The organism is Nonomuraea sp. NPDC051941 (genome assembly GCF_044593615.1).
Genome location: NZ_JBIUCF010000055.1, coordinates 45,097 through 62,754, shown reverse-complemented (window position 1 = coordinate 62,754; position 17,658 = coordinate 45,097). Strand labels below are relative to the sequence as shown.

Here is a 17,658-nt window from a genome sequence, read left to right as displayed (position 1 = left end):
GTCAGGCCGAAACGCTATTTGGGGGACATACAGCGACCGATACAGCCGCGCTACACCTGGGCGGTGAGCAGCCTTTCCAGCACCGGGTTGAGGCGCATCGACGGATCCGCGAACAGTTCCTCGGCCCGCCGGGCGTCCCCCGCGGCACGCGGGTCGCCCGACGCCGTCCGGGCCCTGGCGAGCTGGCGGGTGCAGGCGGCGTAGCCGTACGCGTCGCCGATCTGGGCGGCCAGCTCCAGGGCCCTGACCAGGTCGCGCTCGGCCGCGGCGAGGGCGCCCTGCCGCAGCCGGATCTCGGACCTGCTCAGCAGCACCTCCCACTCGTCCTCCCGGTTGCCGGTCTCCTCGCAGCGGGCCAGCGCCTCGTCCATCGCGGCCAGCGCCTCGTCCCGCCGGTCGAGCAGGCAGTAGGCGCGGCCGAGCGCCGCCAGCGTGATGCTCTCGCCGTTCAGGTCGCGATCGGCCCGGCGGACGGTCAGGCACCGTTCGAAGCGGTCCACCGCCTCGGCGTCCCTGCCCAGCTGGAGCAGGAGCTCGCCCAGGCTGTGGCCGACCAGCCCGACGCGCCTGGACCCGTGCGTCTTGAGCAGCCGCAGGCTCGCGCTGATGCGGCCGAGGGCCGCGTTGAGGTCGCCGGTCTGCATGTGCAGCCAGCCGAGGTTGTGCAGCGCCATCCCTTCCTCCTCGCGGTTGCCCAGGTCGCGCCAGAGCTCGAGCGCGCGCCGCATGTGGCCGCCGGCCGCCTCCCCCTGGCCGGCCCGCCACTCCAGCAGCCCCAGGGTCGCGAGCGTGGACGCCTCCGCGCCGCGGTCGCCGTCGCGTCGCGCCACCTCGATGGCGAGCCGTGCGATGGTCTCCAGCTCCCGCCAGTAGCCGCCCTTCATCACCGTGGCCTTGACCAGGGTCATCAGCTCGATGGCGAAGCGCGCCGTTTCCGGCTCCCCGCGCGCGGCCTGGACGGCGGCCGCGACCAGGCAGTGCAGCTCCGTGTCGAGCCACCGCACGGCCGCGGCGGGGTCACGCAGCACCAGGCCGGGATCGCGCCGGCGCTCCCGGGTCCCGCCGCCGGCTCCCAGGTGCGACTGCAGCAGGTCGCGCAGCTGGTGGCAGAGGTCGAGGTACCAGTCCAGGGCCCGCCGTACGGCCCGGTCCAGGTCTTCCGGCGAGTCGTGGGAGGCGGCCAGCTCCCCCGCGAAGAGCCGCAGCAGGTCGTGCGTGCGGAACCGGCTCTCGCCGACCGGCTCGATCAGGCGTGCCTCGACCAGCTCGTCGAGCACAGTCTCGGCGGTCTTCAGGTCGACGTCGGCCAGCGCGGCGACGAGCTCGACGCCCACCTCCGGCACCTCCAGCACGCCGAACAGGCGGAAGACGGTCCTCGCGGCGCTCGTCAGGGTCGCGTAGCCGACCTCGAAGCAGGAGCGGACGCGCAGGTCGGCCGCCTGCAGCTCGTCCAGCCTCCGCCGCTGGTTGCTCAGGCGCTCGTTGAAGCCCGCGAGCGACCAGTCCGGCCGGCCCGCGAGGCGGGCGCCGGCGATGCGCAGCGCCAGCGGATGGTGGCAGCACCAGCTCGCGATCTCGGCCGCCGCCTCCTTCTCGGCGGCCACGCGCGCCTGACCGGCCAGCAGCGCCAGCATCCGTACCGACTGCTCCTCGTCGAACATGTCCACGGCGATCGGTACGGCGTCCAGCGTCGTCAGAGCCGACCGGCTGGTGACCAGCGCCGCGCAGCCACCGCCCGCCGGCAGCAAGGGAGCCACCTGGGCGGCGCCGACGGCGTTGTCGAGGACGACCAGGACGCGCCGGTCGGCCAGCACCGACTGGTAGAGGGCGGCCGCCTCCGCCGGCGCCGCGGGCACCTCGCCCGGAGGCACCCCCAGCGCGCGGAGGAAGCGGCCGAGCACCTCGTCGGGGCGCAACGGCGACAGGCTCGGTGTCGATCCCTGGAGGTCGGCGTAGAGGTGGCCGTCGGGGTACCGGTCGGCCACGCCGTACGCCGCCTTCATGGCGAGCGTCGACTTGCCGATCCCGCCGGGGCCGTGCAGCGCCAGCACGGGCGGCCCCGCGCCGGCGCCCAGCACGGCGTGGATCCGGGCGAGCTCGGCCGAGCGGCCCACGAACACGCTCGGCGCGCGCGGCAGCTGGCGCGGCCTGGGCCGCCCGTCGTCGGCGGGGGCCTCCTCCTCCGACAGCAGGGCCGGGTCCCTGCGCAGGATCAGCTGATGCAGTCTGCGCAGGTCAGGGCCCGGATCGATGCCCAGCTCGTCGGCGAGGACCTTCCGGGCGGCCCCGAACGCGTCCAGCGCGCCCACCACGTCGCCGCTCTGGTACAGGGCCACCATGAGCTGGCCGTGCAGCCGCTCGCGCAGCGGGTACTGCCCGATCACCTCGCGCAGCCGCTTGGCCGCCGTCGCGTGCCTGCCGAGGGCGAGCTGGATGTCCGCGTGCTCCTCCACCACGCTCAGGTAGTGGTCGGTGAGCCGCGCGACCACCTCCCGCAGTGTCGGCCCCAGCGGCACGTCCTCGGCCGCCATCCCCTGCCACAGCGCGAGGGCCCGGGTGTAGGAGTCCAGGGCGGTGCTGAGATCGCGCCTGCCCAGCGCCTGGCGGGCGTGCGCGGACAGCGCCTCGAACTGGAAGAGGTCGAACTCCTCGGGCTCGACCCGCAACAGGTAACCGGCGTCCGAGGTCACCAGCCGCTCCACGGCCGGGTCGGCCGCGGGCGGCATCAGCTTGCGCAACTGCATGAGGTACGTACGCAGGTTCGCCACCGCGGAGCGGGGCGGCTGGTCGTCCCAGACCTCCGCCACCAGCGACCGGATCGGTACGACGTGGCCCGCCCGGGCGAGCAGCATGGCGAGGACGGTCCGCTGCTTGGGAGCCGTGATCATCGCCCATCCCGCCGGCGGGTCGTCGCCCTCGATCCGCAGCGGTCCGAGCATCCGGAACTTCACGTCCCGCCGCCTACAGGGCAGACCCGCCCAGCCGGCGCAGCGCTACCCCGAGCAGGCGATCGGCCGGGAAGAAACCGCGCTGCCGCGAGTCGACGCTGCGGGGGTTGTCGCCGTAGACCACCAGCGCACCCGCGGGCACGCGCTCCGCGGCGCCGTCCACGTCCGGCGGCACCGGGTCACCCGGCAGGGCGACGGCGCGCTTGATGTTCCAGCGCGTGCCGTCCATCCCCACGCGTGGGTCGGACGGAGGTTCGAGCACCACGACATCGCCCCTGGCCACCTCGCCGATCCGGCGCCGCCGGACCAGCACCCGGTCGCCGTCGTGCAGGGTCGGAGCCATGCTCGTCCCCTCGACGGTGACCACCACGTAGCGCCGGCGGGCCACCAAGGCGCCGGCCGCCGCCGCGAGCACACCGGCGAGCAATCCCATGCTGATCAGCTTCATCCGCTTTTCCACCGCCGCCCCAGGGAAATATTGATCTTTATCCGGCTGAGGATCGCCGTTGGTTCCGCACCCTGTCAACCGCTGGGAAGGCGGCGCGCAGGCTGGATCCGTTGACGACGAACCCGACCGCGGCGATGGGGAGGGCACATACCGCCTGCATCGTGGCGAACCACATCGGGCAGATGCCTGGGATCATGTCGACGGCGACGATCGCGACCGGCATGACGATCGAGATGACGCGTACACGCAGATAGGCCCACCGGGCTCCCCGTGCGGCGAGGACCGTCAGCCAGTAGGTCACCGCGGCGCTCGCGAGCACCCCCGCCGACCGGCCCCACATGAACGAGGTCACCGTCTGACCGCCGATCGCGAGGACGGCGACCGTGGCGAGCACGGCGGCGCTGAGCGCGCCGTAGGCGGCGACGAGGATCTTGACCTTGCCGAAGGATTCCATGTCCGTTTCATCCCTTGCGTTGTTTGGAGTGGTGATCACGCTAGGGAGGGCATGGATGGGGCGGTATGGGGCTGGACGTACGGTTGGGTGGGTCCAGACCCACTTCAGGGCCGATCCGGCGGGGAGCGGCTCCGGCGCGGTGCACAGTGAAGACACCAAGCCGTGGTCGTGAAGTGAGAAGGAAGAATCATGCGACAGTGGGTGTGGAGCGCCTGCGTGGGGTTCGTGCGTGCCTGCGTGGTGGTGGCCGTCACCATGCCGGTCCCGGCCGTGTGGGCCGCCGCCGTGGCGCTGTGGATCTGGTGGTGGAGCGGGGACCCGTGGTCGGGGACAGTGCCGTTCGTGTGGGCGTGCATCGGCACGCTCGCGCTGGCGCGCCCGGTGAGCCGGATGGTCCGCGCCGTCGTCGCGAAGTGGACGGGCACCGTCATCCCCGCCGGAGATCGGCAGGCCGCGCCGGTGACGCAGCTGTCCACCGGATATTGGTGGAACGGCTTCAGCTACGAGCGCACCAAACGCGACGCCCTCATGGACCAGAAGTGGCGGACCCGGTGGAGAGATCCCGGCTTCTGGCGCGACCTGCGGTTCACGGCGATCGCGCCGCTCACCGCGGGTGTGGTCGCCGCCGTCCCGCCGGCCGGAGCCGTGGCGGCGGTCCTCGGGTTCAGCCGGTCGTCGCTCCTCGTCGGGATGCTCGGCCTGGTCGTGGCGGTCGCCGCCGCCCCGTACGCCTGGCGGCCCGTCGTACCGGTGGCCGTCCGCTTCCTGCGCCCGTCGCCCGCGATGACGCTGGCGGACCGGGTCGATGAGCTGACGGCCCAGCGCGCGGACACCACGGTCGCGCAGGCCGCCGAGATCCGCCGGATCGAGCGGGACCTGCACGACGGAGCGCAGGCACGCCTGGTCGCGCTCGGGCTCTCCCTGGCGACCGCGGAGAAACTCATGGAGACCGACCCCGACCAGGCCAGGACGCTGCTGCGGGACGCGCGGGTGGGCGCCGCCACCTCCCTGAACGAGCTGCGCGAGCTGGTCAGGGGCATCAGCCCGCCGGTGCTGAACGAGCGCGGGCTCGTCGACGCCGTCCGCGCTCTCGCCCTGGACAGCCCGCTCGACGTGGCCGTGAGCGCCGGCGTTCAGCTGCGTCTGGACCCGCCGATCGAGTCCGCCGTGTACTTCGGAGTCGCCGAACTCCTGACCAACGCCGTCAAGCACGCCCACGCGACCCGGGCACGGATCTCGATCACCCGTGACGAGACCGGCATCGCCGTCGACGTCGAGGACGACGGCCGGGGCGGGGCGAGTGTGAGCGCCGGGGGCGGACTCGCGGGGCTGCGCCGGCGCCTGGCGGTCTTCGACGGCACCGTGGAGATCACCAGTCCGGCGGGCGGTCCGACGCGTGTGAGGATGGTCGTGCCATGCGAATCGTTGTAGCCGAAGACCTCTACCTCCTGCGCGACGGGATGGTCCGCCTGCTCCAGGCGTACGGGCACGAGGTGGTGGCGACGGCGACCACCGGGCCCGAGACGCTCGACGCGCTGCTGAGGTGGCGGGCCGATGTCTCCGTCGTCGACGTCCGCATGCCGCCGACCCAGTCCGACGAGGGCCTGCGGGCGGCCCTCGCCGCCCGCGGCGAAGTGCCGGGGCTGCCGGTCCTGATCCTTTCGCAGCACGTCGAGCAGTTGTACGCCCGCGAACTCCTGGCCGACGGCGCCGGCGGCATCGGCTATTTCCTCAAGGAGAGCGTGTTCGACGCCGATCAGTTCATCGACGCCCTCGAACGCGTCGCAACCGGCGGGACCGCCATGGACCCGGCGGTCATCGCCAAATTGTTGTCCAGCGGGTCCTCGGACCGACGACTCGGACAGCTCACCGAACGCGAATACTCCGTGCTCGGCCTCATGGCCGAGGGATTGTCCAATCAGGCCATCGGCCGGCGGCTCTTTCTCAGTGAGAGCGCTGTCAGCAAGTACACGACCTCCATGTTCGGCAAACTCGGCATCACCGATGACGACAACAACAACCGCCGCGTCCTCGCCGTACTCACTTACCTGAACAAGCCCTGACGCCTTAGGCGAGCGCGTCAGCCTCGTCGAGCAGCGCGGACAGTCGTGGGTAACGGCGGCGCATCTCCTCGACATCGCTGAAGTCCCACATTTCCCCGAGCCTCGGATACTCCCCGGTGACCTCAGGGAGTTCTTGGCCGGTGATGCGCTCGTAAGCCTTGCCGGGGGCGTACATGAAGCTCTCGCATTCGCACTCGTCCGAATCGTCGAGGATGCTCCTGCGGGCGGGCTGGCAATCCGCCAGGGAATCCGGATCGTCGAGTGCGGCCTCGTAGGTCCGACGTCCCTGGCCGACCAGCCAGCAGCGGAAGTATTCGAAGCCGTCGTCGGAGCAGCCGCCGTTGATGAGGTACGCGGCTCCCCACAGGTCGAGGCGATGCGCTGCGAGGCGGAGGTCGGTGAGGTGCTGGTCGAACGCGACGATCTCCGGCGGCGACAATCGGCCGAGCCTTGCGACAAGTGCGTCGCAGTCGTCGTCGGGGCCTGCCGGCGGGGGGCATTGCGCGAGGATCGCCCAGAAGTCGTCACGCGTCATGATCGGCATTCTGAACGCCGAGCCGCAATGCCGTCCACCGCACAAGGCGGCTGCTGCCGAATTCGTGATCGATGGCCCCGATACTGATTCCCGGAAAAGGCACGGACGCTCAGGAGGAATCACGTGGAAGCCAAAGGCCCTACGGCCGAGATCATGATCGCTGAGGCGCGCAAGGCGTTATGGGTGATGGTCGGAGCGCTGGCCGTCATCTGGACGATCCAGATCGCCAACTGGGCATCGGGCTACACGCTGAGTTACGAGTACGGGATCCAGGCGTGGAACCCCGCGAGCCTGCCCGACATCGTGTCGGCGCCGTTCCTGCACTGGAGTTGGGCGCACATCGAGGGAAACTCGGGGCCATTGTTCATCTTCGGCTTCCTGTCCGCTTATCGGGGCGTGCGCAAGTTCCTCAGCGTGACAGGGCTCATCATCCTGGTCAGCGGTCTCGGCGCCTGGTTCACCGCCAGCCCCGACGCCACCGGGGCGGGCGCGAGCGGTGTCGTCTTCGGCTACTTCGGCTACATCCTGGTGCGCGGCGCGTTCGACCGGCATCTCATCGACATCGTGGTGGGCGTGGTCATGGCCCTGTGCTTCGCCTACCAGTTCGCCGGCCTGCTGCCCCAGGAGGGGATCGGCTGGCAGGCTCACCTGTTCGGCTTTGCCGGCGGCCTGGCGGGCGGCTGGATATTCCGCGAACGCGGCCGGTCCCGGCGCACGCCGTCAGCCCCACCGCAGCAGAGCCCTCGAAGCGCGCTGCTGAAGGAGCTGGACGATCTCGGGCTTTGACGGCTCCTATCCTGGATCGATGAACGTGGAGTTCAGCAGTGAGATGTGGTTCTGGAGGGGGCCGGCGCCCTGGCACTTCATCACCGTTCCGGACGAGGAGTGCCGTGATCTGGAGACGACCGCCGGCGCGGTGAGCTATGGCTGGGGCATGATCCCGGTCACGGCCCAGATACGGGAGACCCGGTGGAAGACGTCGCTGTTCCCGAAGGACGGGCGCTACATCGTGCCGGTGAAGGCGGGGGTGCGCAAGGCCGAAGGGCTCGACGTGGGGGACGTGGTGACCGTTCGCCTGACCGTTGACCTCTGACCCATCCGGGCGCCGGCGGCTACTATTGCGAAATAGTCGCAATAGCGAAGGATATGCAGATGATCCGACGGTCGTTGTTCCTGCACGCGCCGATCCGGCGTACGCCACGAGTGATGCTGGAGCAGATGCTGGCGCTCGTGGACGACGACACCCCGCCGGACGGCCCTGACGGCCCCGTAGCGGTGCTGGAGCGGCGGCTGGCCGAGCTCCTCGGCAAGGAAAGCGCCCTGTTCTTCCCCAGCGGGACGATGGCCCAGCAGGTCGCGTTGCGCCTGCACGCCGACCGGCGCGGGCGCCGCACCTTCGCCGCGCACCCGCAATCGCATCTCGACGTCTGGGAGGAGCAGGGTTACAACGCCGTCCACGGCCTGCGGATGCGCCGCACCGGCGACCCGCACGAGCTGATGACCACCGACGATCTGCGGGCGACGGGCGAGCCGCTCGCGGCGGTCGTCTGGGAGTTGCCGCAGCGCGACCTCGGCGGCCTGCTTCCGGAATGGCAGGACCTGTGCGAGCAGGTCGCCCTCGTACGGGCCACCGGCGCCGCCGCGCACCTGGACGGCGCCCGGCTGTGGGAGGCCCAGACGTACTATCGCCGGCCGTTCGACGAGATCGCCGCCCTCTTCGACACGGTCTACGTCTCGCTCTACAAGAGCCTGCAGGGCGTACGGGGCGCCGTGCTCGCCGCCGACACCGCCACGGTGGACGCGGCCCGGGTGTGGCGCCAGCGGCTCGGCGGCGGCATCCGCGACGCCTGGCCGCTCGCCCTGGCCGCCCTCGTCGGCCTCGACACCCTGGCCGCACGCATGCCCGCCTACCACGAGCACGCCGTCGCCATCGCGGCGGCCGTCAACGCCGACGGCGCCGCCCACGCCTACCCCGATCCCCCGCAGACGCCGCTGTTCCACATCCACCTGCCGGCTCCCAGGCGCGCCGTCGAGCGGGCCGGCGAGGAGATCCTCGCCGAACGCGGCATCCAGCTCTGGGGACGGGTCCGCTCCGCGCCCGGCCCGAGCCGATGCAGCTTCGAGATCAGCGTCGGCGACAACGCCATGGAGTTCACCCCCGGCGAGGTGGTCGCCCTCATCCGCGACGTGCTCGCCCGCGCCGCCTCGTGACCCTGGGCGTGTGGCGGGCGGGGATCGGCGGTGATGCGGATGTAACCGGCGGCGGTCGGCTGCTGTGACATCCGCGTAACGCCTGTTTCTTACGTTTTGCGCGTTGGATCTGCCCGGTGCGGCTGCGGCGCGCCCACGGAGAGGGAACGTCGTTCAGGCCCTGTCGAAGGGGAAGGGCCGATGACGGCGACAGACCCGAGCAACGCCATCGCGCGTGTGAAGACCGTCTGCTCCTACTGCGGCGTAGGGTGCGGGATCGTCCTGGACGTGGCCCGGGGCGCGGACGGGCGGCGGCGGGTGGTCAAGGTCGCCGGCGACAAGAGCCATCCGGCCAACGCCGGCCGCCTGTGCACCAAGGGGGCGACCAGCGCCGACATGCTCGCCGCCCCGGGCCGGCTGGAACGCGCGCTCGTCAGGCCCGCCAGGGGCGTACAGCCGGAGGAGAGCGGCGTCGACGCGGCGATCACGTCGACCGCCCGGCGGCTGCGCGCGATCCTGGACGAGCACGGGCCCGACGCGCTGTCGTTCTACGTGTCCGGGCAGATGACGCTGGAGGCCCAGTACCTGGCCAACAAGCTGGCCAAGGGGTTCGTCGGCACCAACCAGATCGAGTCGAACTCGCGGCTGTGCATGGCCAGCGCGGGCAGCGGTTACAAGCTGTCGCTGGGCTCGGACGGCCCGCCCGGCTCGTACGAGGACTTCGAGCGCGCCGAGGTGTTCTTCGTCATCGGCGCGAACATGGCCGACTGCCACCCCATCCTGTTCCTGCGCATGATGGACCGGGTCAAGGCCGGCGCCAAGCTGATCGTGGTGGACCCGCGGCGCACCGCCACCGCCGCCAAGGCCGACCTGTTCCTGCAGATCCGGCCCGGCACGGACCTGGCCCTGCTCAACGGGCTGCTGCACCTGCTGGTGGAGAACGGGCACGTCGACGAGGAGTTCGTCGCCGAGCACACCCGCGGCTGGGAGGCCATGCCGGGCTTCCTGCTCGACTACCCGCCCGCCAAGGTCTCCGAGCTCACCGGCATCCCCGAGGCCGACCTGCGCCAGGCGGCCCGGTGGATCGGCGAGGCCGGCGAGTGGATGAGCTGCTGGACGATGGGGCTCAACCAGAGCACCCACGGCACCTGGAACACCAACGCGCTGTGCAACCTGCACCTGGCCACGGGCGCGATCTGCCGGCCGGGCAGCGGCCCGTTCTCGCTGACCGGCCAGCCGAACGCGATGGGCGGCCGCGAGATGGGCTACATGGGCCCCGGCCTGCCCGGGCAGCGCTCGGTGCTGGTGGAGCAGGACCGCCGGTTCGTCGAGGACCTGTGGGGCCTCGCGCCCGGCACGCTGCGTACCGACGTCGGGCAGGGCACGATCGAGATGTTCTCCCGGATGGCCGAGGGCGAGATCAAGGCGTGCTGGATCATCTGCACCAACCCCGTGGCCAGCGTCGCCAACCGCAGGACGGTGATCGCGGGCCTGGAGGCCGCCGAGTTCGTCGTCACGCAGGACGTCTTCGCGGCCACCGAGACCAACGCCTACGCCGACGTGGTCCTGCCCGCCGCCCTGTGGGCCGAGACCGAAGGCGTGATGATCAACTCCGAGCGCAACCTCACCCTGCTCCGGCAGGCCGTCGATCCGGTCGGCGAGGCGCTGCCCGACTGGATGATCATCGCCCGGGTCGCCTGCGAGATGGGGTTCGAGGACGGCTTCTCCTATTCGAGCGCGGAGGAGGTGTTCGAGGAGATCAAGCGGGCGTGGAACCCGGCGACCGGGTACGACCTGCGCGGCGTGACGTACGACCGGCTACGCGAAACCCCCGTGCAGTGGCCCGCCCCGCCCGGCTCCGGCGAGCGCAACCCGGTCCGCTACCTCAACGACGGCCGCAGCCAGGAGACGCTCACGCGCGAGGACGGCAGCGGCCCGCGGCTGGCCTTCGCCACCCCCGACGGCCGGGCCGTCTTCTTCCCGCGTCCGCACCTGCCCGCCGCCGAGCTGCCCGACGACACCTTCCCGTACGTGCTCAACACCGGGCGGGTGCAGCACCAGTGGCACACGCTCACCAAGACGGCCAAGATCGCGAAGCTGAACAAGCTCAACCCCGGCCCGTTCGTGGAGATCAACCCGGCCGACGCCGCCGAGCACGGCATCGGCGAGGGCGACCTCGTCACGGTCTCCTCCCGGCGCGGGCGGGCCGTGTTGCCGGCGGTGGTGACGGACCGGGTCATGCCGGGCAACCTGTTCGCGCCGTTCCACTGGAACGATCTCTTCGGCGAGTACCTCAGCGTCAACGCCGTCACCAGCGACGCCGTCGACCCCATCTCCTTCCAGCCCGAGCTGAAGGTGTGCGCGGTCTCCCTCGCCAAGGTCGCCCCGGACCCCACCGCGGCCGCCCCGGCATCCGACGTTCGTACGGCCGCGACCGCCGAGGAGGTGCGGGCGCCGGTCGCCGTCGGCGCGCTGCGCGGCCTGTTCGGGCTCGCCGACATGACCCCGCCGGAGCTCTCCCCATCGGAACGCCGCTATCTGTCCGGATTCCTGTCCGGCCTGGCGAGCACCCCGCTCGACGGAGCGGACGTACCGGTGCTGCCGGGTCATGCGCCCTTCGCGCCGGACCACGCGGTGTGGGTGAACGGGGCTCTGGCCGGCGCCTTCTCCCGCATCGTCCGCCCGGCGCGGAAGCCCACCGAACCGGAGCCCGCGCCCGCCGAGCCGGAGATCCCGGCACGCGAGATCGTCATCCTGTGGGCCTCGCAGACGGGCAACGCCGAGGAGTTCGCCGCCGCCAGCGCCGAGCGGCTGGCGGGCGCCGGCCGCAGCGCCCGCCTGGTCAGCATGGACGACTGCGCCCCGCAGGCCCTGACGCCTGACGCGGACCTGCTGATCATCTCCAGCACGTTCGGCGACGGCGAGGCCCCCGACAACGGCACCGCGTTCTGGGACGCGCTCGCCGAGCCCGGAGCGCCACGGCTCGACGGCGTACGCTATGCCGTCCTCGCCTTCGGCGACTCCAGCTACGACGACTTCTGCGGCCACGGCCGGCGCCTCGACCGGCGCCTGGAGGAGCTCGGCGCGCTCCGCCTCGCGCCACGCGTCGACTGCGAGCCGGACGAGCACGAACGCGCCCTGGACTGGCTCAACCAGCTCCTGTCCACCCTTACCGATCCCGGACCGGCGCGGAGCGAACCGACGACGGCCATGCCGTCCGGCACCCGCGCCACTCCCTTCACCGCGACGCTGACGGCGAACCGGCTGCTCAGCCTGCCGGGCTCGGCCAAAGAGGTTCGCCAGTTCACCTTCGACACCGGCGGCGAGCTGACCTACCAGGCGGGCGACGCCCTCGGCGTGCTGCCCGCCAACAGCCTGGACCTGGTCATGGAATGGCTGGCCGGCACCGGCCTCAGCCCCGCCGACACCGTCGAGCTGCCCGGCCTGGGCACGCTGCCGCTCCGCGAGGCCCTGTACCGCCACCTCGACATCACCAAGATCACCCCTGGCCTGCTGAAGTTCGTCGCCGAACGTACCCACGACCGCGACCTCGCCCGGCTCCTGCGCCCCGGCAACAAGGGCGAGCTGGACAAATGGGTGTGGGGTCGCCAGGCCGTGGACGTGCTCGCCGAGCTCCCCGTGCGCGCCACGGCCCAGGAGTGGACCGACGCGCTCAAACGGCTCCAACCACGCCTGTACTCCATCTCCTCCAGCCCGCTCACCAGCCCCGACCGGATCAGCCTGACGGTCTCGGTGGTGCGCTTCCGCAACCCGCGCGGCACGACGCGGGGCGGCGCGTGCTCGGCGTACCTGGCCGACAGCCCCGAGCAGACCACCGTCCCCGTGCACGTCCAGCCCACCAAGCACTTCCGGCCGCCCGCCGACCCCGGCGCCCCCATGGTGATGATCGGCCCGGGCACCGGCGTGGCTCCTTTCCTCGGCTTCCTCGACGAACGCCGGGCCCTCGGCCACCGCGGCCGCAACTGGCTCTTCTTCGGCGAGCAGCGCCGCACCACCGACTTCTACTACCGCGACGAACTGGCCGCGCTGCACGAGGACGGCCTGCTGACCCGCCTGGACCTGGCCTTCTCCCGCGACCAGCGGGCCAAGGTCTACGTGCAGGACCGGATGCGCGAGCACGGCGTGCAACTGTGGAGCTGGCTGCAGGAGGGCGCGCACGTGTACGTGTGCGGCGACGCCGCCCGGATGGCCAAGGACGTCGACCAGACCCTGCGCGACATCGCGGCCCGCCACGGCGGCCTGGCCCCCGACGACGCCACCGCGTACGTCAAGCAGCTCGCCGCGGCGAAGCGCTACGTAAGGGACGTGTACTGAAGGCGGCCCTGATCGGCACAGCTCGGCTCGATCACGCCGGGTAGGCGTGGGTCTCGCCGGCCTTGACCGAGGCCCAGATCTGCTGGCCGGGCGTCAGGTCGAGGTCGGCCAGGGCGGCGGGGGTGATGTCGGCGAAGGCGGTGATCGGCCCGTCGAGGTGGACGCGTACGTTGTCGCCGTGCCGTTCGATGCCCTCGATGCGCGCCTCCCACAGGTTGCGCGGGCTCCCGTCCGGACGCGTCCGGTAGAGGGCGACGGCGGCGGGCGGGAAGGCGACGAACGCGGGCCCGTCGAGCCGTTCGGAGGTGTGCAGCAGCAGCTCGCCGACCTTGACCCGCGCCCCGTCGGCCAGACCCCGATACAGGTTGAGCCCGACCAGGCGGGCCACGTAGTCGGTACGCGGGTGCCGGGCCACCACGGCCGGGGTGCCCTGCTGGACGACGGCGCCGTTCTCGATGACGATCAGCCGGTCGGCCAGCACCATCGCGTCCAGGGGGTCATGGGTGACCAGGACGGTCGCGCCGTCGAAGTCGGCCAGGTGACGGCGCAGGTGCGAGCGGATCTCCAGCCGGGTGTGGGCGTCGAGGGCGGCCAGCGGCTCGTCCAGCAGGAGCAGGCTGGGCCGTACGGCCAGCGCCCGGGCCAGCGCGACCCGCTGGGCCTGCCCGCCGGACAGCTGCCGCGGCTTGGCGGCGGCCCGGTCGGCCAGGCCGACCCGTTCCAGCAGGACGGCGGCCGTGCGGCGGGCCTCGGCCTTGGGGACGCCCTGGCAGCGCGGCCCGAAGGCGACGTTGTCGAGCGCCGTCAGGTGCGGGAAGAGCAGGTAGTCCTGGAAGACCATGCCGATCGGACGCTGCTCGGCGGCCAGCGGGTGCAGGTCGCGGCCGTCCAGGACGATCTCGCCGCCGGACAGCGCGACGAGCCCGGCCAGGGCGCGCAGCGCGGTCGTCTTGCCCGCCCCGTTGGGGCCGAGCAGGGCCACCACCTCGCCCGCGGCCACCTCGAACGCGAGGTCGAGGGTGAAGGCGGGCCGGGAGACCACCAGATGGGCCTGCAGCGTCATGGGCTGCTCACCCACCGGTCGCGCAGGCTGGCCAGGATGATCACGGAGACGGCCAGCAGGACGAGGCTGAGCACGATCGCCGCCTCCGGCTCCGTCTCCAGCGCCAGGTAGACGGCCAGCGGCATCGTACGGGTGGTGCCCGGGAAGTTGCCCGCGAACGTGATCGTCGCGCCGAACTCCCCCAGCGCCCGAGCCCAGCACAACACCGCCCCGGCCACCACACCCGGCGCGATCAGCGGCAGCGTCACCCGCCGGAACACGGTCCAGCGCGAGGCGCCGAGCGTGGCGGCCGCCTCCTCGAAGCGCCGGTCGGCGCCGCGCAGCGCGCCTTCCACGCTGATCACCAGGAACGGCATCGCCACGAACGCCTCCGCGACGACCACCCCCGCCGTGGTGAACGGCAGCGTGATCCCCAGCGACGACTCCAGCCACTGCCCGACCAGCCCGCGCCGCCCCAGCACCAGCAGCAGCGCCACACCGCCCACCACCGGCGGCAGCACCAGCGGAACGGTCACCAGCGCCCGCACCACCCGCCGCCCCGGGAAGTCCACCCTGGCCAGCAGCCACGCCAGCGGCACCCCGAGCACCAGGCACAGAGCCGTCGCGATGGTCGCGCACACCAGCGACAGCCGCAACGCCTCCAGCACCTGCGGCTCGGCCAGCCGCTCCAGCAGCGTCCCCCACGGCGCGCGGATCAGCAGCCCGGCCAGCGGCAGCACCAGGAAGGCCAGGCCCACCAGCGCGGGCACGACCAGCATCCACGGCAGCCGCCCGGAAGCCCGACGGCCCGGGCGACCGGCGGACCCGCCTTTCAGGTCCGCCCGGTCGGCGCGCTCGGGATCGGTCATGCGGACTGGCTGCTGCTCACGCGCTCATGACCGGGGATCTCGACGACGACGTTGGTGGACTTGATCACGGCGACCGCCACCACCCCCGCCTCCAGGCCGAGCTCGTCGGCGGCCTGACGGCTCATCAGCGACACCACCCGGAACGGCCCGGCGGCGATCTCCACCTGCGCCATCACCGCGTCCCGGATCACCTCGGTCACGATCCCCCGAAAGCGGTTACGCGCCGAGGAACGGCTGCCGCTCTCGATCTCCTCGACCTGGGCCCGGGCGAAGGCGGCCAGGTCGGCGCCGTTCACCTGGCGATGACCGTGCTCGTCCCGCTCGGCCGCCAGCCGCCCCGCGTCCACCCACCGGCGGACGGTGTCGGCGCTGACCCCGAGCAGCGCCGCGGCCTCGCTGATCCGAAACGTCGTCATAGGCCCTCACCATACCTTTCGCACATTCGAGCCCAAGTACGGTTCTGCCATGGCATCCACCGCGCCGAGACGATCATCGCCGGCCTCGCCGGCCAGACCACCCGCCCCGCCGTCATCTCGGCCGATCCACGAGTCATCCAGCGCTCATCCACGTGAGGTGTCCTACCTTGGCCTCGCCCCGGAGCCGAGATCAGGAGCTCGTGAGGATGACCAGTTGCTGGGTCGCTCGGGTCATCGCGACATAACGGTCGACCGCTCCTTCGATGCCCTCGCCGAACGCCTCCGGGTCGACGAGAACGACCAGGTCGAACTCCAGCCCCTTCGACAGCTCCGGAGTCAGCGACCGCACGCGGGACGTCCCCTGGAACGTGGGGTCGCCGATCACGCAGGCGATCCCGTCGACATGCGCGGCGAGCCAGGTGTCGAGGATCGAGCTCAGCTCCGAAACAGACCCGTGTACGACGGGGACGTCGGTGCTGCGGATGGAGGTCGGCACGTTGGCGTCCGGGAGCGCGGCCCGGATGACCGGCTCGGCCGCCGTCATGATCGCTTCCGGCGTACGGTAGTTGATGCTCAGGGACGCCAGGTTGACGCGGTCGAGCCCGACCCGTTCCAGCCGTTCCTGCCACGACTCCGTGAACCCGTGCCTGGCCTGGGCCCGGTCCCCGACGATGGTGAAGCTCCTGGACGGGCACCGGAGCAGCAGCATCTGCCACTCCGCGTCGGTCAGCTCCTGAGCCTCGTCCACGACGATGTGCGCGAACGGGCCGGCGAGCTGGTCCGGTTCGATACCGGGTGATGCGTTCTCGTCGACCAGGGCGTCCCGCAGGTCCTGTCCGCGCAGCATCGTCACCGCGCCTTCACCGTCGTCATCGGCCTCGAGCAGGTTGTCGACGACGCCGGCCATGCGCTCGCGTTCGGCGGCGACGGAGGCCTCCTGCCGCCGCTTGCGCCGCGCCGCCTCCGGGTCGCCGAGCCGCTGCCGCGCCGCGTCCAGGAGTGGCAGGTCGGACACCGTCCAGGCCTGGGCGTCCGCGCGCTGCAACCGCCGGACCTCGTCGGGGCTGAGCCAGGGGGCGCACATCCGCAGGTAGGCGGGTACCGACCACAGGTCTCCGACGAGGTCGGCCGCTTCGATCAGCGGCCACGCGCGGTTGAAGGTCGTGAGCAGCTCCCTGTTCCGCAGCAGCGACTTGTGGAGCAGGTCAGGTGAGATGTCCTCGTTGTCGTGCTTGTCCGCCAGGATCGTGAGCAGTTCCTCCCAGACCTGGTCGCGCGCCTCGTTGTGCGGGGTGCCGGGCTCCGCCGCCTCGAACGCCTCGGCCCAGTCCTCGGGGCTCAGCCAGATGTCGGACCAGTGGGTCGTGACCGTCATCCCCTTGGTGGGCGCGTTCTCGTAGAACCTGACGGCCGGCTCGATCGCCTTGACCAGGTTCGCGGACGACTTCAGGCGGGCCACGTCCGGGTCGGTCTCGGTCGCCGCCGTGGCTCCCTCGGCGACGAGGTCCCGCAGGGTGCAGGTCTGTACGCCCTCCTCACCGAGGCTGGGAAGGACGTCGGCGACGTAGGCCAGGTACGGCTGGTGCGGACCGACGAACAGCACGCCACCCCGGCGGTGACCGAGGCGGGGATCGGAGTAGAGGAGATACGCGGAGCGGTGCAGGGCGACGACGGTCTTGCCCGTACCCGGACCGCCGTCGACGACGAGAGCGCCGCTGGATCCCGCGCGGATGATGGCGTCCTGGTCGGCCTGGATGGTGCCGAGCACGTCGCGCATCCGTGGCGACCGGCTGCTGCCCAGGCTGGCGATGAAGGCGGACTGGTCGTCGAGCGCGGCGTGGTGCCCTTCGAACCCGTCCGAGGTGAACACCTCGTCCCAGTAGTCGCTGATCCGGCCGCGGGTCCAGCGGTACCTGCGGCGGCTCGCCAGACCCATCGGGTTCCCGTGGGTGGCTCCGAAGAACGGCTCGGCCGCGGGGGAACGCCAGTCGAGCAGCAGCCGGCGGCCCTCTCTGTCCGTGAGGCCGAGTCGTCCGATGTACACGGGCTCGGGGTCGTCCGCGCTGACCATGTGTCCGAGGCACAGGTCCAGACCGAAGCGACGCAGTGCGCGCAGGCGGGCGGAGAGCCGGTGGATCTCCAGGTCCCGGTCCAGCGCAGCCCGCCCCTTTCCGCCGGGCGCCTTGCGCTCGGCGTCGAGGCGGTCGGACAGCTCGGAGATCGACTGCTCAAGGCTCTCCGCGATGGCCGCGAAGTGCCGCTCATCGCCGGCGATCAGCGCCGGGTCGGCCTTGGGGGCAAGATGCTCGGGCAGGTCGAACACGCCGGTGGTCAGGGGATTCACGTCATCAGCTCCGA

The 17,658-nt window shown here is 71.7% G+C and carries 14 protein-coding genes; 6 read left to right on the top strand and 8 right to left on the bottom strand.

Annotated features, from left to right (window positions below; all coding sequences use genetic code 11):
* Positions 1-50: 50 nt before the first annotated feature.
* The 3 genes from ACIHFD_RS55865 to ACIHFD_RS55855 are packed head-to-tail and all read right to left on the bottom strand — an operon-like array spanning position 51 to position 3,850.
* Positions 51-2,951, bottom strand: coding sequence for a BTAD domain-containing putative transcriptional regulator (locus ACIHFD_RS55865; RefSeq protein ID WP_397373857.1), 2,901 nt, complete (start codon positions 2,949-2,951; stop codon positions 51-53).
* Between the two features lie 10 nt (positions 2,952-2,961).
* Positions 2,962-3,396: a signal peptidase I gene (gene lepB / locus ACIHFD_RS55860; protein ID WP_397373856.1), complete on the bottom strand. Its 435-nt coding sequence runs from the start codon at positions 3,394-3,396 to the stop codon at positions 2,962-2,964.
* 37 nt (positions 3,397-3,433) lie between these two features.
* A complete protein-coding gene (locus ACIHFD_RS55855) occupies positions 3,434-3,850 on the bottom strand; it encodes a hypothetical protein (protein ID WP_397373855.1) in 417 nt (138 codons plus the stop codon).
* A gap of 189 nt (positions 3,851-4,039) precedes the next feature.
* Here ACIHFD_RS55855 and ACIHFD_RS55850 point away from each other — a divergent pair, with 189 nt between their 5' ends.
* Together ACIHFD_RS55850 and ACIHFD_RS55845 are read left to right on the top strand one after the other, a co-directional pair.
* On the top strand, positions 4,040-5,281 hold the full coding sequence (locus ACIHFD_RS55850; protein ID WP_397373854.1) for a sensor histidine kinase: 1,242 nt from the start codon (positions 4,040-4,042) through the stop codon (positions 5,279-5,281).
* The gene (locus ACIHFD_RS55845) at positions 5,266-5,913 is read left to right on the top strand and encodes a LuxR C-terminal-related transcriptional regulator (RefSeq protein ID WP_397373853.1); all 648 of its coding nucleotides are present in this window, start codon (positions 5,266-5,268) and stop codon (positions 5,911-5,913) included. Before ACIHFD_RS55850 ends, ACIHFD_RS55845 begins: the two co-directional genes overlap by 16 nt.
* 4 nt (positions 5,914-5,917) lie before the next feature.
* On the opposite strand, the gene ACIHFD_RS55840 is transcribed toward ACIHFD_RS55845, so the two are convergent.
* Complete coding sequence (locus ACIHFD_RS55840) at positions 5,918-6,448, bottom strand: DUF4240 domain-containing protein (protein WP_397373852.1); 531 nt, start codon at positions 6,446-6,448, stop codon at positions 5,918-5,920.
* Positions 6,449-6,571: 123 nt separating this feature from the next.
* On the opposite strand from ACIHFD_RS55840, the gene ACIHFD_RS55835 reads away from it, so the two are divergent.
* From ACIHFD_RS55835 to ACIHFD_RS55820, 4 genes are all read left to right on the top strand, one after another.
* The gene (locus ACIHFD_RS55835) at positions 6,572-7,234 is read left to right on the top strand and encodes a rhomboid family intramembrane serine protease (RefSeq protein ID WP_350733677.1); all 663 of its coding nucleotides are present in this window, start codon (positions 6,572-6,574) and stop codon (positions 7,232-7,234) included.
* Positions 7,235-7,253: 19 nt separating this feature from the next.
* Positions 7,254-7,541, top strand: a complete 288-nt coding sequence (locus ACIHFD_RS55830) for a DUF1905 domain-containing protein (protein WP_350733675.1) — start codon at positions 7,254-7,256, stop codon at positions 7,539-7,541.
* A 59-nt stretch (positions 7,542-7,600) separates the two neighbouring features.
* Positions 7,601-8,659: a threonine aldolase family protein gene (locus ACIHFD_RS55825; RefSeq protein WP_397373851.1), complete on the top strand. Its 1,059-nt coding sequence runs from the start codon at positions 7,601-7,603 to the stop codon at positions 8,657-8,659.
* A 180-nt stretch (positions 8,660-8,839) separates the two neighbouring features.
* On the top strand, positions 8,840-12,973 hold the full coding sequence (locus tag ACIHFD_RS55820) for a molybdopterin-dependent oxidoreductase (RefSeq protein WP_397373850.1): 4,134 nt from the start codon (positions 8,840-8,842) through the stop codon (positions 12,971-12,973).
* Positions 12,974-13,004: 31 nt separating this feature from the next.
* Here the strand turns inward: ACIHFD_RS55820 and ACIHFD_RS55815 are convergent, their stop codons facing one another.
* The 4 genes from ACIHFD_RS55815 to helR all read right to left on the bottom strand — a co-directional run bounded on the left by ACIHFD_RS55815 (position 13,005) and on the right by helR (position 17,644).
* Complete coding sequence (locus ACIHFD_RS55815; RefSeq protein ID WP_397373849.1) at positions 13,005-14,036, bottom strand: ABC transporter ATP-binding protein; 1,032 nt, start codon at positions 14,034-14,036, stop codon at positions 13,005-13,007.
* Entirely contained in the window at positions 14,033-14,884 is an 852-nt protein-coding gene (locus tag ACIHFD_RS55810; protein WP_397373848.1) for an ABC transporter permease, read from the bottom strand. Before ACIHFD_RS55810 ends, ACIHFD_RS55815 begins: the two co-directional genes overlap by 4 nt.
* Positions 14,881-15,300, bottom strand: coding sequence for a helix-turn-helix transcriptional regulator (locus ACIHFD_RS55805; protein ID WP_355206873.1), 420 nt, complete (start codon positions 15,298-15,300; stop codon positions 14,881-14,883). The genes ACIHFD_RS55810 and ACIHFD_RS55805 overlap by 4 nt, the downstream gene beginning before the upstream one ends.
* 190 nt (positions 15,301-15,490) lie before the next feature.
* Positions 15,491-17,644 carry an RNA polymerase recycling motor ATPase HelR gene (helR, locus tag ACIHFD_RS55800; protein WP_397373847.1) on the bottom strand — a complete coding sequence of 718 codons (2,154 nt, stop codon included), beginning with the start codon at positions 17,642-17,644 and terminating at the stop codon, positions 15,491-15,493.
* Between the last annotated feature and the right edge of the window lie 14 nt (positions 17,645-17,658).

Excerpts from the sequence above, each read along its gene's own strand:
- lepB (WP_397373856.1), bottom strand. The coding sequence starts at position 3,396 with ATGAAGCTGATCAGCATGGGATTGCTCGCCGGTGTGCTCGCGGCGGCG.
- ACIHFD_RS55855 (WP_397373855.1), bottom strand. The coding sequence starts at position 3,850 with ATGGAATCCTTCGGCAAGGTCAAGATCCTCGTCGCCGCCTACGGCGCG.
- ACIHFD_RS55850 (WP_397373854.1), top strand. The coding sequence starts at position 4,040 with ATGCGACAGTGGGTGTGGAGCGCCTGCGTGGGGTTCGTGCGTGCCTGC.
- ACIHFD_RS55845 (WP_397373853.1), top strand. The coding sequence starts at position 5,266 with ATGCGAATCGTTGTAGCCGAAGACCTCTACCTCCTGCGCGACGGGATG.
- ACIHFD_RS55840 (WP_397373852.1), bottom strand. The coding sequence starts at position 6,448 with ATGACGCGTGACGACTTCTGGGCGATCCTCGCGCAATGCCCCCCGCCG.
- ACIHFD_RS55830 (WP_350733675.1), top strand. The coding sequence starts at position 7,254 with ATGAACGTGGAGTTCAGCAGTGAGATGTGGTTCTGGAGGGGGCCGGCG.
- ACIHFD_RS55825 (WP_397373851.1), top strand. The coding sequence starts at position 7,601 with ATGATCCGACGGTCGTTGTTCCTGCACGCGCCGATCCGGCGTACGCCA.
- ACIHFD_RS55820 (WP_397373850.1), top strand. The coding sequence starts at position 8,840 with ATGACGGCGACAGACCCGAGCAACGCCATCGCGCGTGTGAAGACCGTC.
- ACIHFD_RS55815 (WP_397373849.1), bottom strand. The coding sequence starts at position 14,036 with ATGACGCTGCAGGCCCATCTGGTGGTCTCCCGGCCCGCCTTCACCCTC.
- ACIHFD_RS55810 (WP_397373848.1), bottom strand. The coding sequence starts at position 14,884 with ATGACCGATCCCGAGCGCGCCGACCGGGCGGACCTGAAAGGCGGGTCC.
- ACIHFD_RS55805 (WP_355206873.1), bottom strand. The coding sequence starts at position 15,300 with ATGACGACGTTTCGGATCAGCGAGGCCGCGGCGCTGCTCGGGGTCAGC.